Origin of the sequence: Stieleria tagensis, assembly GCF_024129865.1 — a bacterium.
Taxonomy (GTDB): domain Bacteria; phylum Planctomycetota; class Planctomycetia; order Pirellulales; family Pirellulaceae; genus Stieleria; species Stieleria tagensis.
In genome coordinates, this window is sequence record NZ_JAMYFE010000038.1 from 105,525 (window position 1) to 119,691 (window position 14,167).

A 14,167-nucleotide genomic window follows, 5' to 3' on the forward strand; every position below is an offset into this window, starting at 1 on the left:
CTCGCCGGAAGTAGATTCGCCTTCGGAATTGCTGCTCGAAATGACAACAATCCAGGCACACAGCATATCCTGGCTAGGGATCGCTGCGTTGTTGGCTGGCCATGATCGGGCTGACGACGCTGCCGGCGCCGGGGCGGACCGACAGAATCCGCAGTCCGATGGATTTCAGCCTGTGTGTCGGCACCGCGATTCCGACCAATAATCCCAGACACAGCATCCGGCCGACCGACGAGATACCGAACAACAGATAGTAAATCTGTGATTCGCACCCCAGCGAACTCAGGATCACCGCGCCGGTCACTGCACCCACACATACCGCCGCGGCATTGGCAAAGTTGTAATAGGTCAGCAAGCGTGTTCGCTGGCCGGCCGGAAGCGTTTCAAAAAACATTAAAAAGAAACCCAGTTCATAAGCCGCCCAAGCAATCCCGCTGACCACTTGCATCAGCCCCAGCCAAACCACATTGGACGATACGATCCACAGAGCGGACAACGGGATCAATCCGATGCCGCCGATCCATAGCACCCGGTTCGCGCTGTAGCGTTCGGCAACGCGTCCCCAAAATGCCATCGACAAGACTTTGCTGATAAACGCGATCGACATCAATGACACATAGGTCCCATAACCGAAGTGCAGTTGTTTCAGCATGTAGGGAGCAAAAAAGGGGCCGCTGACCTGAATGAACGCCTGCATGCAGACCAGGTAGACCAACAACCGCTTGGCAGCTTGGCTGACCGGTTGGTTGGCTTGCGCAGAACTGTCGGCGGGCAGCACCGGTGCGCTGCCGCCGCTGAGCTGGCGGTCCGACTGAGTGCGTTGCAAATAACTGGCCGAGGACAGACGTAGCAGACCGGCCAAACAGAACAGCAGCGCAAACGCTTTGCTGGTCAATCCATTCATCGACGCCCATTGCAGGATCAGCCCGGCGACCAGCAACAATGCAAACGTACAGGCCTGTTGCAAGCGTGACCGCGAGGTGAAAAATCGTGCTCTCCCCTGCTGAGGCACCACATGTTCCATCCAGGTGTTCCAAGCCGGTCCGGTGGCCAGTCCGGCGGCCCAGTACACCGAGGCGATCAACAGCAGTGCGGTCAGGGACAGTTCACCGTGCCAAGCCGCAACGGCCAACGGAGCAAACGCCAATGCTTGCAGAACCGCGCCGGCTACCACCCAGCGACGCAAGCCGCCGATCCAGCGGATCGCCGCCGGTGAAATCAGTTGCAACGCACCGCCGACCAATAGCGGCAGGCTGGCAACCAATCCCGCTGCGGTTTCGCCGAGCCCGATCGCGAGGGCGAAGGCCGGGAAATAGGATTCGCCACAGCCGACCATGCCACCAAAGCAGGCTGCATCGACCATCGAGTGACGCAGATTTTCATCGCGCGCGGTTTGCTCACTGTGATCGGTGGTCACGGCGGCGGTCAAAATTCGATCCATCGGCGGCTGTTTTTTCGAATCGAATGGTTGAAAGGGGATTGCGGCGAATCTTTGTCACAACGACGGCAGCGTCTGGATCAGCGCGGCCACGACCTGGTGCTGTGTGCCTGGATTGCATTTGAAATAGCGATTGCTGATTTCAACTTCAATGCCAAGGTAGTCTTGCGGCCGAAATTGTCGACGCAGCGCCAGCGTGAATCCGTCGTCGGTACCCGCGTAGGGCTGGTTCATCACCGTACGTCGCCTGGGATGGCAGCGCTGCATCCCCCGCTGCCAGACTTCACAGAAACGTCTTTCTAACTCCCGATCCGGATCAAACAACAAACCGATGTCGATCGGCCGCCATTGACCGCGGATTCGGGGGGTGAAGGTATGAATCGAAAGATGGATGGCCCGGCCAAATTCCGAAATCGTCGACGTCACCGCATCGCACACTCTTTGGCGATAGGGATGATAGAAACCCGCAAGGATTTCTGCGCGAACGTCGCTGGGCAGTCGGCGGCTGAATTGGGATAGCAATTGGTCGTTGTCGACGGATCGATTCAGATCGACCAACAACCGGGTGGTTTTCGATGCAATCAATTCCACTTGCAGCGCCGACGCGAACTCGGTTGCCGCCGCCAATGCGCCGGGATCATAACCGCGGTGGCTGTTCAGCCAATGTGCCGCTTGCTTGGAATCAAACGCCGCGGCGAATTGGGCGGGCACTTGGTTGCCAGCGTGTTCACAGCTGACGACGAAACCGGCGGCGGGGCGATTCACGGATGGAAGGGTTCCCAAAGATCCAGACAATCAGCCAGTTGGTCGTACACGTTGTGCAGTTCCTCGTGGCTAAAATTCGGTCCCAGCGAATTGCGGATGCGGGTCGCTAAAGTGCCCTGCGACAGGATGATTTCGATCGGCGCGTACAAGCTGTCCAGTGATTCGTCGTCTCGGCGAGCTTGCTGGAGCAGCAGCGACCAGAGTTCGCCGGCGCGACATTGCGGGCGTTCGATCCCGAAACAGGCCAGGAAGTCGCTGTCATCGATCAAGGTCTGTTCCCCGGTCGTCGCCACGGCGTCCAGCAGGCCGCGCAGTTGCTCGGTCGTGATCGATTGTTGCGTCTCGGTCGTCGAGGTTTGTTGTTGCACCAGTCGTTTAATGACCGCGGTCACGGCGGCGCAGATTGCAACATCCGCCGCGGGGTACTCTTGCACGTCCATCAATCGCAACTCGATCGACCCACGGTCAAATCGTGCGATCGCGCCGCGCGCGTTCAAAAAGTCGACTTCGAAGACTCCCTCCGGATCATGCGCAGCGATCGCATCTTGGATCGGCACAAAAATCTGACGTCGATAGTCGGATTCGTCAAAAATTGGTTCTGGGATCACGTTGCCGATCAAAGCCGGAACGCGATCGCAGTGGCCGGCATAGTGGTGCAGTCGCGAATCGAGTTGCCCGGTCAAGCTGCCACCGACGATCGGAGAACTGGCGGCCAGAGCCGGCAAGATTGGCAACACCAGTCGCACCGCGGCGTGCAACAATGCAAATTCATGATCACCGTCAAAGGGCAGGTTCAGGTGCACACTCTGCACATTCGCCCAACCGTGTGACCGGCAATCAAACACGCGATCATAGGCTTGGTAGATGTCGTGGTTTTCATGCGGCCACAATACGGTTTCTTTGGCCGGATTCATCCAGGGGTGCATGGCGGTCGGCAACAGTCGTGCGTCTAGCTGATCCAGCGTCGGGCGCAGATCACGGATTGCGGTTTCGAACTGTGACGGCAGCGATCGGATGCGTTTGGCCGGGTGCGTTGTTTTCAGCTCCAACACATGCAGGGCCAATTCGTTGGACCAAGTGATCGGACCCGCTGTGAAATCGCTGACGGTTTGACCGCCGGCCAAGGTTGACAGCAGCACATCAGCGATCGGCCGTACGTCCAACGTGTCGCGATCGACGATCATGTATTCCATTTCGATGCCGACCGCATCGAACAAACCAAGGGGCTGAGTGTTCATTGTTTGTTGGTTTCAATGCGGCGGGCAAACGATTGCATGATGCGGCGGTACAGTTCGTCTCGCAGCACCGCGTCTTCGACACCGGAATCCAAGTTCGGATTGTCGTTGACTTCGATCACATAGAAGGCGCCTTCGGCCTCTTTCACGTCGACGCCGTACAACCCGTCACCGATCAGATTGGCAGCCTTGACCGCGGTTGCAACCGCTTTGCGCGGCGCGGTTTCCACTGGAAAGGTTTCGCATTTCCCGAAGCGAGGTTTGACGCCGCCACTGTCGTGTTTGGCGATCTGCCAGTGGCCTCGAGCCATGTGGTATTTACAGGCAAACAGGGCGCGGCCGTCAAGCACGCCGATTCGCCAATCAAAATCCGTTCGCATGTATTGTTGGGCGATCACCAGTTCAGAGTCTTCGAAAAATTCGGCCAACCGGGCGGCCAGTTCTTCCGGATTAGCCGCTTTCAAGACGCCTTGGGAAAACGCACTGTCGGGGCGTTTCAAGACAATCGGATAAGACACCTCACTGGCGATTTCGACGGCGTTGCGTCGGTGCACGATCCACGTTTTTGGCGTCGGCACTTTGGCTCGGTTGAGCAATTCGGCCAAATAAACTTTGTTGGTGCAGCGCAAAATCGACAGCGGGTCATCAATCACCACCATTCCTGCCGCCTGGGCGCGCCGTGCCAAACGATAGGTGTGGTGATTGACCGCCGTGGTTTCACGGATCAGCAGCGCATCAAACTCCATCAGCCGATCGGAATCCTGCCGCGTGATTAACTCCGCCGCGATCCCTTCGGCCGCTGCGGCTTTGACCAATTTTTTGAGTGCCGGTTCGTCTGACGGTGCCAAATCGCCTTCGTCGGGATTGTGCAAAATGGCCAGGTCGTACCGCATCGTGCGACGTTTGGGGCGATCAAACCCACGGCGGACAAAGTGCTTGGCCGCCGCCTGGGCGACAAAGTCTCGATGGCTTTCCGGCACCGCTTTCAATGCGATCGCCGACGCACTGCTGAGTCGCCAGCGGTTGCGGCGGCGGAAATGAAATCGCAGCAGCGGCGCTTGGAACAGCCCGCACAATTCTTTTGTTAACCGGTCATAGCGTTTGGCCAGGTTCTGGCCGAAGTAGACGCTGAGCACAAATTCATCACTCGCCAGTCCTTTGAGCGATGTTTCGATCAATTCCTCCAACGGTTGGGGGATCAGGCGTACGGCAGCTGATCCGTGCAGGTCTTGGATCGTCGAGACATCGGGGATCGGCCGATGCCCGCGGGCTTCGGCCAACAGTGAAACGTAGTAGCCGATACTTTGATAGCCATAGGATCGGCTAAGGTTGTAAATGCGAGTGCCGCGTCGCAATTTGACGTCATTGGTCGACAGATAATCTCTTGGGTCGATCGTTTCGACGCCTTCGATAGGGCCCAGCCAGTCATCGCCTGATTCGGCGATCAAAATGGTGTTCATTCAGAACCGGTGCTCGCGGGGGTGATGGTTAACAGGTTGGCGTCGTAGGTGACGATTCCCAGCAGGATCGCCGACGTGACACGCCACAGCGATGCGGGGTATTTGTTGGTCGGCGCCATCGGATTGGGGTGCAGTGGGTCGGCGACCAAGACGACCCGATCGGCTGGTTGGTAGCCATGTAGGATCACAAAGTGCCCGGTCGGGTCGCCGGCGATGTCATCGCTAATGCTCTCGTGTCGATCGTCGTTTCGGTGTGGTCGTTCCCGAGCCTCGTTGTACAAGTACGTTGCACTCAACCCACACAGGATCGGAACGCCGGTCGACAGGGTTTGTGCGATCAGGGTGTCATCGAGTGGTTGCATCCGCACGCGACCACCGAGCGCCAGGAATTTAAGGTACTTGGTCGTGGCGAATTGCAATCGATGTTGGTCCAAATCCGTTCGCTGCCGTTTTGCGTCACGCTGTTGGCGCAGTTTTTCAGCGAGTGCAGCGGCTGAAATCATGTCGCCCGATGCGTCAAACCATGTGGGATCAAACAGTTGCAGATTGTAGGTCGCGATGACAGCGTCAAAGCCACGGGCCAAGGCGTCACATCCCAGGTCGACGATCAATGTTCCACCGGCATTGAGCTGGCCGATATCGTCGATCAATTCCGGCAACGAAACCGGGTCGTTCCAATAGTGATAGACAGCTGCCAGGCAAGTCGGCCCACAACTGGTGTCAGAGGGTTGAGTCTGGATTTCAAATTCCAGCAAATGCTCCATCAGAAACGATCCAAGATCGAGATCCGCAGATGAACAGAGATGCAAGAGAATCGTGTTCCCACGGCCATTGGGCAAGTGGGGTTGGCCGTCCGACAACGCGGAACTGTCAGATGAGCGAAAGGGCCATTAAAAAAACCCACAAGCGGCGTGGCTTGTGGGTTCCCTGAATTGGTTGCAGTGGAACTGCCGGGATTATTCGCGGGGGCGAATGGCGCCGGTCAATCCGCTGTAATCGACGCGGTCGGTGTTGTGCCACAACGGTTGACCGCGTTCGACTCGACTACGCAAGACTTCAATCTTCGCAGCACTACCGGCTGGTGCATCAGTCGGTGAAAACAGATCGTCCGAATGTGGGACGAAGTCTTCATCGTGCCCGTAACGGAGGATGGCTTCGAAGACGTTCTTGCAACGTGACATGTCTTTCATTTGTACGACTCGAAATTCTAAAAGTTGATCCACAATTCGATTGTGGCTTCCATGGGTGCGTTGATCCTGACCAAATCGAATCTTGTCTAACGCACCAAGCTGAAATTTTCCCCAGTGAACGTTTCCGTGTGCCCCGGGTTTGCGACGCAGGGATTATTGACGTTAGATCAACCGAGTCAAGAAAATTGTTGGCTCAGCCCTTGTCATCCCTGTTGGATCCTACCTGCAGAAGCGGTTTACCCACGCGGACCCCGCAACGGTTTTTCAGCAACCGGGCCGCCGACTTGGGGGCCCAACCGGTCGGCGGCTTCATCGAGCTTTCTTTAGGCAAGGGGGCAAATCTTAACGCTGGGATTGAATCTGGTGACATCAAGTCGCCTGCCGATCGTCAATGGGGGCAGCACCAATGAGCGCGTCGGTCGCCACGGCATCCGCACCGCCACTAGAAAATCACCGCCGAATCGCTAGGTTTCCGGTCGTGGCGATGGCGAAAAAAAATCCTAATTTTTTATTTGGAAGTGTGCCCTTGGTTCGCCTGATTCAGATAAAAGAGGCAAAGTGTGTGGGTTCAGCGAACTTTAACGCTCCCGGCGTCGCGACGGGGGTTTCATTTGATGACGTCTCGGATCGTCGATGCGATGCCCGAAATCGGCTCGATCCAGACCGGCATGATGCAAGTGTTCATCCAACACACCAGCGCGTCGTTGACCATTAACGAGAACGCCGATCCGGACGTGCGAACAGATTTTGAAACCGCGATGAATCATGTGGTGCCGGAATCACTGCCCTATGTGCACACCCTGGAAGGCCCCGACGATATGCCCGCGCACGTCAAGGCAAGCATGATGGGCGCAAGTGTTCAAATCCCGATCGGCGGTGGTCGTTTGAAATTGGGCACCTGGCAGGGCATCTATTTGTGCGAGCACCGCGACCGCGGCGGCGCCCGCCGAGTCGTGGTCACACTGATGGGCGAGTGATCGCAGCAACCCGCTGGAGATGAACGGCAACGTTGTTCAGCAGCGTTGTTCAGTCGTGGCTGCTTGAATTCAGACCGGACACGCTGAAGCGTGAACTCCAACGGTTGCTCGCGCCGCGTCGCCTAGTGGGCCGTTGCGGCCGGTGAATGTTTGGGCACATCGGCTTGGCTGCGGATCATCGATGCGACCAGCGCCGTCCAGCCGGTTTGGTGGCTGGCGCCGAGTCCCGTTCCCTGGTCGGCATGGAAGTACTCGTAGAACAGAATCAGGTCTTTCCAAGCATCGTCGTCCCGGTACTGGAGCACCTCGCCGTGGGCCGGGCGACCGCCCTGGTCATCGCGTTCGAACAACGAGATGCAGCGACTCTCCAATTCGCGGGCGACTTCCATCAACGACATGCGTTGCCCGCTGCCGGTGGGGCATTCGACTTGGAAGGAGTCGCCGTAGAATGCGTGATAGCGTTTCAGGGCTTGGATGATCAGGTAGTTCATCGGAAACCAGATCGGACCGCGCCAGTTGCTATTGCCGCCGAACATCCCGCTGTCACTCTCCCCGGGGATATAGCTGACTTCGTGTGATTGGCCGCCAAAATCAAACACGAACGGTTGGTCGCGATGCGCCGCCGACATGCTGCGGATTCCGTAGGGCGACAAGAATTCCGATTCATCCAGCATCACGCTCAACAACCGCAGAAACCGGTCTTCGCTGGGGATGGCCAGAAGCCGGCGGGTCACGCTGGCCTGGTCGGGGCCTTCGCCCTCCATGTACGTCATGTGTTGCGACAGATCCGGGCGACTGTCCAGGAACCATTGCATGCGACGGCGGAATCCCGGCAGTTTTTCAATGATGTGTTCTTCCAGGATCACGCCGGTCATCAACGGCAACAGGCCGACCAGTGATCGAACCCGGATCGGAATGGATTGGCCATCGACGTACAGGTGGTCGTAATAAAACCCTTCGCTTTCGTCCCACAGACCGCTGCCGTCCATGGAGTTCATGGCTTCGGCGATCGCCACGTAATGTTCAAAGAACTTGCTGGCCATATCGCCGTAGGCTTCGTTTTCATCAGCCAGCTCGATTGCCATCCGCAACATCGTGCCGCAGTAGAATGCCATCCACGCGGTGCCATCGGCTTGTTCCAAGTGCCCGCGGGGCAGCGGTTTGCTGCGGTCAAAGACGCCGATGTTGTCCAGGCCCAAAAAGCCACCGGAGAAGATGTTCTTGCCCCGGGGGTCCTTTTGGTTAACCCACCAGGTGAAGTTCAACAATAGTTTTTGAAAGGCCCGCGCCAGGAACATCTTGTCACGCTGTTGCGGCGGCCCACTGGCTTTGTAGACCTGCCACACGCCCCAGGCATGAACCGGTGGATTGACATCGTCCAGATGCCATTCATAGGCCGGGATCTGGCCGCTAGGGTGCATGTACCATTCGCGCAGAAACAGGATCATTTGGTCCTTGGCAAACTTGGGATCCAAATGTGCCATCGGGACCATGTGAAACGCCAGGTCCCAGGCGGCGTACCAAGGGTACTCCCATTTATCGGGCATCGAGATCACGTCGCGATTGAACAGATGCCGCCAATCGCTGTTGCGTCCCAGTTTGCGAGTTTCGCTGCCGGTCGGGCCGCTGGGGTCACCGTCCAACCAAGTCGCCACGACGTAATGATAAAACTGTTTCGTCCACAACAGCCCCGCATAGGCCTGGCGCATGATCGGCTGCCGACAGGCCGGTACGGATTCGGGAATCCGTGTCGCAAAGTATTCGTCGGCCTCCTGCCGCCGCTGGTCAAACACTTCATCAAACGATTCATCGAAGGCGGCCGCCGAGTAGTTTTCGACGTTGCCGTTGCAGCGATCGGTGATGATCGGTTCCTGGACATGCGACAGCCGCATGCGAATCGTTTTGGTTTTGCCTGGCATCACCAGGTCCAATCCGTAGGCAGCGCACTTGGTGCCGCGCTGGGCGGGGTTCACCGTTTTGACGTCGCCGTTGACGACATAGCGATGGAAGGCGTCTTTAAAAAATTCCGATTCCGAGGGCAGCCCGGGATGGCGGTCGGTGTTGGTTTCATTGTCGGTGAACAGCCAGGCCCAGCTATCCGGTGTTCCCATGCAGTCACAGGCAAACCAAAACTGGTCCAGTGTTTCGTGATGCGTTTGGACGACATCGCCAACCAACCTCATTGACGGCCGGGTGGTGCAACCTTCGTCGGTGCAGTGCCATGTCCAGGTGTTGCGAAAGAACAGTTGTGGCAACACATGCAGGACCGCCGGTTGCGGGCCGCGGTTGGTGATGTTCAATCGAATCAGAATGTCATCGGGACCGGCTTTGGCGTATTCGACTTCGACGTCAAAGTAACGTGATTGGTCGAAGGCGCCACTGTCGATCAGCTCATATTCAGGTTCGGTGCGGTCACGGCGTCGACCGACATCAACCAATTCTTCGTAGGGGTAGCGGCTGTGCGGGTACTTGTACAGCGCCTTCATGTAACTGTGCGTCGGCGTGCTATCGAGATAGTAGTAGCACTCTTTGACGTCTTCGCCGTGATTGCCCTCCGGACCGGTGACGCCGAACAAGCGTTCTTTTAGGATCGGGTCACGGCCGTTCCACAGCGCGACCGAAAAACACAATCGGCCTTTGCGGTCGGTCAAACCCAGCAACCCGTCTTCGCCCCAGCGATAGGCCCGGCTACGAGCGTGGTCGTGCGGAAAGTAGCTCCACGTCGCATCCCCGCCTTCGCTGTAATCTTCGCGGACGGTGCCCCATTGTCGCTCGGACAAATAGGGCCCCCAGCGCTGCCAGTTTTTTTCGCGTCGTTCGCTTTCGATCAGGCGGTTGTCTTCGGCGGTCATCTTCGCTGGCTCTGAGGGGGGCAGTGGTGATTCGATCGGAGATTCTGCTCGTGGCGTGCGTCAAACCTGAACCGTCGGGTTGCTGGTTTGATCGGAAACGGCCGCCATTCCGCCAGCGGGCGGCCGCTCCACGCACCGTGTCGCAAGGTGTGACAGGCTGGACGCCTGTCGCACCCGTTTCAGTGGCCTGTGTTTAGGCTTCGTCTAGCAGGTCGACCGCTGCAAACGCTTTGCCTTCCAGCATTGCCAGGCTGGCACCGCCACCGGTGCTGACGTGACTGACTTGGTCGGCAAATCCCATTTGGTCGACGGCCGCTGCGCTGTCGCCGCCGCCGATGATGCTGATCGAATCGCTGTCGGCGACCGCTTGCGCGACGGCTTTGGTACCGGCATCAAATGGCGGTTTTTCAAACACGCCCATCGGACCGTTCCAGACGATCGTTTTGGCCGTTGCCAGTTTTTCGGCATACAGTTCGCTGGTCTTGGGACCGATGTCCATGCCTTCGAAACCGTCGCGGATCTCGCCGGCCGGCACGACTTCTTTGTTGCATCCGGCTGGATCGCCAAAGTCATCGCCGCAGTAGGTGTCCACGGGCAGCACCAATTTGTCGCCGCCTTTTTCGATCAGTTGCTTGGCCAAATCGACTTTGTCTTTTTCCACCAAACTCTCGCCCACCGATCCGCCCTGCGCCAGCGAGAACGTGTAGGCCATCGCGCCGCCGATCATGACGGCGTCGCAAATGCCCAACAGATTGTTGATCACATTGATTTTGTCACTGACCTTGGCTCCACCCAGGATGGCGATGAACGGTCGCTTGGGATTGCCGATCGCATCACTGAGGTACTCGATTTCTTTGGCGACCAAGTGGCCGACGACGCGGGGTTTGCCGGCCATTGCTTGGGGCACGGCGACCATTGACGCGTCGTTGCGGTGACAGGTTCCAAACGCGTCGTTGCAGTAGGCATCGGCCAGCGCGGCAAGCTTGCCGGCGAATTCGGCATCGCCTTTTTTCTCGCCGTCGTTGAATCGCAGATTCTCCAGCACCAGCACGCCGCCGTCGGCCAATTGTTTCGCTTTCTTTGTTGCGTCAGATCCGACGGTGTCGGCGGCAAACGCGACGGGGCGATCGAGCAATTCGCCCAAACGTTTGGCGACCGGGGCCAGGGAGAATTTTTCGACATCCGACGCGTCGCCGGTAGGACGTCCCAGATGGCTCATCAAAATCAGTTTCCCGCCGCGATCGATCACGCTCTTGATACTCGGCAGCGCCATCCGGATCCGCCGGTCGTCGGTGATGTTCTGTTGGTCATCCAGCGGCACGTTGAAGTCAACTCGCATGAGCACGGTTTTGCCTGCAACGTCAACTTGATCAATCGATTTTTTCGCCATTGGTCATTTTTGTTGGAGTGAATGGACGGATCGTCAGTGGTCACGATTATCGGCATCCGCCCAAGAGTGTCGAGTCCCGGCAACTTGAGTCATTCCGGCCAAGGATCGTCAAAATCAAACCCGGTGGCGGGGGGGCCGGCCGGGAAACGCCGCAGCGATGTGACCGATGCTTCGTTTTGACTCAACTCTGTCGCCGGCAATCGCCGATTTCAACCGTTGGGTTTGTAGCGAATCATCGGCGCAGGCGACCCTCTCCACGACTCAGGGATTTTGGTGGCCAAAAAGACGGGACAGACGATTGCCGGCGTCGATCACGCCGCTCGCTCAATCTTCGCGCCAATCATCAGGCCGCCGGGACACCGCGCATTCCGGATGACGCCGATGATCGGCGCTGTGATTTGTCTGGCAGTGCTCTGTCGACCGGGCCCCGATTCCTGTGCCGCAGCCAAACCCGGGGTGAATACTGACTCGGATCACGGCGGCGAAGCGGCGCAGAACAACGGCGGGTTCCTGGGAATTCGTTCGGTGTTGGGAATGTCCGACAAGGACTCCGCACAGGGCGATAGCGAGGAATTGTTGGCCGCTCTGCCAATGGAACGCCTGACCAATGACGCCCAACAAAAAATTCAGGCCGTTACCGACAAACCGACTCTGTACCGCCGTTTGCCGGTCCAGGCGATTCGCTGTGACGAAGAATTGTTTCTGTTTTTGACCCGCAAACCAGAAGCCATCATCGGGATTTGGGATCTGATGGGCATCACCACCGTGCAAGCGACGCGGGTGGGGCCCTATCGAATGGATGCGACCGATGGCAGCGGGACCACTTGCCAAGTCGATCTACTCTACGGCGATCGCAATCTGCATGTGTTCATGGCCGACGGCATGTACGACGGCAAATTTGCCCAGAAAGGGATCCGTGGCAAAGGCGTGTTTGTCCTTAAAAGTACCTATGCGACCGCAGGCGATGGTGCGACGACCGTCCACGGGACGCTGGACTGTTACGTCAAATTCGAAAGCTTGGGTGCCGATTTGGTGGCCCGCTCGCTGGGCGGGCTGATCGGCAAATCCGCCGACCACAATTTTGTCGAAACCGCAAAATTCATCAGCCAAATCTCCCAGGCCTGTGAAACCAATCCGAACGGGATGCTGGACATGGTCGATCGTTTGCCCCAGGTCGATCCACAAACCAAAGCCGATTTCGCACAGGTGATTTTGAATGTGGCCCGCCGGTATCTGGCGCAAAATCCACCGACGGTCAAACTGGTACGCGACAAAGGCGTCTCGGTCACGCCACGCTGAACCGTCGTTGAATCCGTTCCGATGAAAACGGCGCAACAACAACTGATGCGAAAGGTTCGCGATTCAGCAGTCTCGCCATGACCACGCAGCTGGAAAAGCCGCTGGCCCGCTAATGCGTTTTCTGGACGCAGCGATCCATGTGCCCTACTGAATAACGCTCGCTTCCCTGGTAACTTAGGGTACAGCTCAATGAGGGCACGGCCTGCGTATTGGCACTGTCGCTTTTGATCAACTTGCACCTATCCCCATGCTGTCACCGTGTCGCTAGCTCCTGAACCCGAATCCCAATCGAATCCGCCCGACGATCTGGAAGTCAAAGACGCCCAGCTGATTTTCAATTCCGTTTGGAAACAATTGGAACAGGAAGTCGGCAAACTGAATTTGCGATTTCCGACCGAATTGATCCTGCTGGGTGGTGCCCCGGGTGCCGGGAAAGGCACGAACACAGATTTCATTCGCAAGGTCCGCGACATCACGGCCAATCCGATCGTCGTCAGCGAATTGTTGAGCACGCCGGAAGCACAACTGATCAAGTCACAGGGTGGCATGGTCGGTGACCGCGAAGTCGTTTCGTTGGTGTTCCACAAACTGCTGGAACCGGAATTTCAAAACGGCGCGATCTTGGACGGGTTTCCACGGACCAAGGTCCAGGTGGAATGTTTGAAGATGTTGTACGATCGCATGAAGGCGCTCCGTCGCGAGCTGATCGACAATCCACATCTGGTGCAGATGAAGCCGCCGGTGTTCCACATCATGGTGCTGTTCGTCGACGAAACCGAAAGCGTCAAACGACAACTCTCGCGCGGTCGCAAAATCATCGCGCACAATGAAGAGGTTTCGCGGAGCGGTATCGGAGATCCCTGGGAAGAACGCGCAACGGACTTCAACGAATCGTTGGCCCGTAACCGCTACCGCGTGTTCAAGGAGAAAACGTATGACGCGTTGGTTTCGCTGAAGCAGATTTTCCACTTCCACTTTATTAACGCGCAAGCCGATTTGTTGGTCGTCCAGGACAATATCCTGAACGAACTGGAGTACCAAAGTTCGCTTGAATTGGATCCGCGCACCTTTCATGCGATCGGTGACATCCCGCTAGCCAACCAAATCGTGATGCATGCCCGCCGAGACCTGGTGCGGCGGTTGGACGAGTATGAATTCCAACACAGCGATTTGTTTCATCGTGTGGTGCATTTGATCGAATCAAAATTGGTCCCGATCATCTTGCGACACGCGATCTCCGGACGTGCAACGGTTAGCAGCGAAGACGAATTGTTGGAAAATCCTTTGGCGCTACAGATGTTGATCGATGTGTTTTCCGAACGCGGCTACCACGCGGTGATTGATTTGCGCCGACGGGCGATCCCCAAACGTGTGGACTTGACCACCGGCGATATCATCTGCCGCCAACAAAAGGTCTATCGCATCGCCATCTATTTCAAAGGCAGTGAGATTCGTCGCGGTTAAACACGTTGGCGAAGTGGTCTGCCCCGTGATGAACGGTTGATAAGTTGAGCGTTCTGGATCGGTTGTCACAGGCGGCTGGCTGAGAACTCGTGGGGGCCGA

The 14,167-nt window shown here is 57.3% G+C and carries 11 protein-coding genes; 3 read left to right on the forward strand and 8 right to left on the reverse strand.

What is annotated here, in order from left to right; translation table 11 throughout:
- Positions 1-73: 73 nt before the first annotated feature.
- From NHH03_RS08865 to NHH03_RS08890, 6 genes are all read right to left on the reverse strand, one after another.
- Positions 74-1,438 carry an MFS transporter gene (locus tag NHH03_RS08865; RefSeq protein WP_253155410.1) on the reverse strand — a complete coding sequence of 455 codons (1,365 nt, stop codon included), beginning with the start codon at positions 1,436-1,438 and terminating at the stop codon, positions 74-76.
- A gap of 54 nt (positions 1,439-1,492) precedes the next feature.
- Complete coding sequence (locus NHH03_RS08870) at positions 1,493-2,200, reverse strand: N-formylglutamate amidohydrolase (RefSeq protein ID WP_253155411.1); 708 nt, start codon at positions 2,198-2,200, stop codon at positions 1,493-1,495.
- Entirely contained in the window at positions 2,197-3,438 is a 1,242-nt protein-coding gene (locus NHH03_RS08875) for a carboxylate-amine ligase (RefSeq protein ID WP_253155412.1), read from the reverse strand. The genes NHH03_RS08870 and NHH03_RS08875 overlap by 4 nt, the downstream gene beginning before the upstream one ends.
- Positions 3,435-4,895, reverse strand: coding sequence for a RimK family protein (locus NHH03_RS08880; RefSeq protein WP_253155413.1), 1,461 nt, complete (start codon positions 4,893-4,895; stop codon positions 3,435-3,437). The genes NHH03_RS08875 and NHH03_RS08880 overlap by 4 nt, the downstream gene beginning before the upstream one ends.
- Positions 4,892-5,659, reverse strand: coding sequence for a hypothetical protein (locus NHH03_RS08885; RefSeq protein ID WP_253155414.1), 768 nt, complete (start codon positions 5,657-5,659; stop codon positions 4,892-4,894). The genes NHH03_RS08880 and NHH03_RS08885 overlap by 4 nt, the downstream gene beginning before the upstream one ends.
- Positions 5,660-5,851: 192 nt before the next feature.
- Complete coding sequence (locus NHH03_RS08890; RefSeq protein ID WP_253155415.1) at positions 5,852-6,085, reverse strand: hypothetical protein; 234 nt, start codon at positions 6,083-6,085, stop codon at positions 5,852-5,854.
- Between the two features lie 560 nt (positions 6,086-6,645).
- Here NHH03_RS08890 and NHH03_RS08895 point away from each other — a divergent pair.
- Positions 6,646-7,062 carry a secondary thiamine-phosphate synthase enzyme YjbQ gene (locus NHH03_RS08895; RefSeq protein WP_315861437.1) on the forward strand — a complete coding sequence of 139 codons (417 nt, stop codon included), beginning with the start codon at positions 6,646-6,648 and terminating at the stop codon, positions 7,060-7,062.
- A gap of 122 nt (positions 7,063-7,184) precedes the next feature.
- Here NHH03_RS08895 and NHH03_RS08900 read toward each other — a convergent pair whose 3' ends face one another.
- Together NHH03_RS08900 and NHH03_RS08905 are read right to left on the reverse strand one after the other, a co-directional pair.
- Positions 7,185-9,914 (reverse strand): MGH1-like glycoside hydrolase domain-containing protein, encoded by a 2,730-nt coding sequence (locus NHH03_RS08900; protein WP_253155417.1) that lies wholly within the window; start codon positions 9,912-9,914, stop codon positions 7,185-7,187.
- Positions 9,915-10,107: 193 nt separating this feature from the next.
- Positions 10,108-11,304: a phosphoglycerate kinase gene (locus tag NHH03_RS08905; protein WP_253155418.1), complete on the reverse strand. Its 1,197-nt coding sequence runs from the start codon at positions 11,302-11,304 to the stop codon at positions 10,108-10,110.
- Positions 11,305-11,676: 372 nt separating this feature from the next.
- Between NHH03_RS08905 and NHH03_RS08910 the strand changes: the two genes are divergently transcribed.
- Both NHH03_RS08910 and NHH03_RS08915 read left to right on the forward strand, forming a co-directional pair.
- Positions 11,677-12,603 (forward strand): hypothetical protein, encoded by a 927-nt coding sequence (locus NHH03_RS08910; protein WP_253155419.1) that lies wholly within the window; start codon positions 11,677-11,679, stop codon positions 12,601-12,603.
- Positions 12,604-12,861: 258 nt separating this feature from the next.
- Entirely contained in the window at positions 12,862-14,067 is a 1,206-nt protein-coding gene (locus NHH03_RS08915) for a nucleoside monophosphate kinase (protein ID WP_253155420.1), read from the forward strand.
- Positions 14,068-14,167: the final 100 nt, after the last annotated feature.

Bases quoted from the DNA above. Each gene is read 5' to 3' on its own strand.
- NHH03_RS08865 (WP_253155410.1), bottom strand. From the start codon at position 1,438: ATGGATCGAATTTTGACCGCCGCCGTGACCACCGATCACAGTGAGCAA.
- NHH03_RS08875 (WP_253155412.1), bottom strand. From the start codon at position 3,438: ATGAACACTCAGCCCCTTGGTTTGTTCGATGCGGTCGGCATCGAAATG.
- NHH03_RS08880 (WP_253155413.1), bottom strand. From the start codon at position 4,895: ATGAACACCATTTTGATCGCCGAATCAGGCGATGACTGGCTGGGCCCT.
- NHH03_RS08885 (WP_253155414.1), bottom strand. From the start codon at position 5,659: ATGGAGCATTTGCTGGAATTTGAAATCCAGACTCAACCCTCTGACACC.
- NHH03_RS08890 (WP_253155415.1), bottom strand. From the start codon at position 6,085: ATGAAAGACATGTCACGTTGCAAGAACGTCTTCGAAGCCATCCTCCGT.
- NHH03_RS08900 (WP_253155417.1), bottom strand. From the start codon at position 9,914: ATGACCGCCGAAGACAACCGCCTGATCGAAAGCGAACGACGCGAAAAA.
- NHH03_RS08905 (WP_253155418.1), bottom strand. From the start codon at position 11,304: ATGGCGAAAAAATCGATTGATCAAGTTGACGTTGCAGGCAAAACCGTG.
- NHH03_RS08910 (WP_253155419.1), top strand. From the start codon at position 11,677: ATGACGCCGATGATCGGCGCTGTGATTTGTCTGGCAGTGCTCTGTCGA.